The 1,090-nt window shown below is 43.9% G+C and carries 1 pseudogene; it reads right to left on the reverse strand.

Going from position 1 to position 1,090, the window contains the following annotated elements:
- Positions 1 to 1,090: pseudogene (locus tag OKC24_RS19710) on the reverse strand (phage tail protein); the annotation flags it as partial.

Genomic DNA, 1,090 nt, shown 5'->3' on the forward strand with positions numbered 1-1,090 from the left:
CTTTGTATAAATACCCCAAGCCTGCGGCAGTGAATCTAAAGCACCGCGCTTAACACTTACAACGCTAGTGTCTAGATCAACGCTCTGAAACACCATCCATTCGCCTTTCGTCCCAATCCAGTCACTGCCGCATTTAATCAATGTTCCAGCTGCTACATTTGCAATCGCAGTGCTATTTTTCACTGTAAAACTAATCGATGTTTTAGAAATAGATTGGTCAAGCTCACCAGCTGGTTCATAATCAATTGTTGCAGCACGAAGCCAACCCTCACCCGCTGTGCCGGACTGCGTCATCATCACGGCATATAGAGAATTGTTTTGCGGCTTTTCAGCTACAACTCCAACCAAGCCATAATTATTTTCATAAGCCAGTTCATCATCTACCTGCCGCTGCCCAAGCGCCATGACAGCCAAATAATATGGCATTTCAAATGGTTCATACTGACACGGTTGAGGCGGCAAAGGCGCAACATCAATCGGCGTATCTATCACAATATTTGAAGAAAGCTCGCTTGAATATTGCACCACTTCTACAAAATCAATTGAAACATCAGTACCCGTCCCAAGATTGATTTTCATAATACGAACAGTAATTGTGCCTTGCCATTTGCGCGGCCAAGCCAATTTAAGCAAGTCGTAGCGATTCCACTTCCGCGCTTCATATGCAGCAGTTGTGAATGACCCGCTCCAGACCGGCGATGACATCTGTTTTAATTTCCACTGTGCAACCACCGCAGCATTACGCTGATTCATGAAATATGGAAAGTCTGCATCTTCAGCATTTACACGGCCATTCAAATTTCGAATTGATGCGCTTTCTGCAACCGAGAAAGATGAATCTTTGATTGCGTCACGATTGTAATAGCTCACATTAAGCTGATTAATAGTCTCATCCGCATTTGCAACTTCAAGCGACATGCTTTTAATCTTGTTCACTGCTAGAGAGTGTATTTCATCATCGCTAAACCAATCGTCGCGAAATAGAATCATCTCATAAAGCCCAGTTTGACGATTAACGCGCACACCCGCTTCAATGTGCCCGCACAATTCATTGATCGCATCCAAGCAAGATTTTTCAGTTATTGCCCAC

Source organism: Acinetobacter entericus, from assembly GCF_026168575.1.
Lineage (GTDB): Bacteria > Pseudomonadota > Gammaproteobacteria > Pseudomonadales > Moraxellaceae > Acinetobacter > Acinetobacter bouvetii.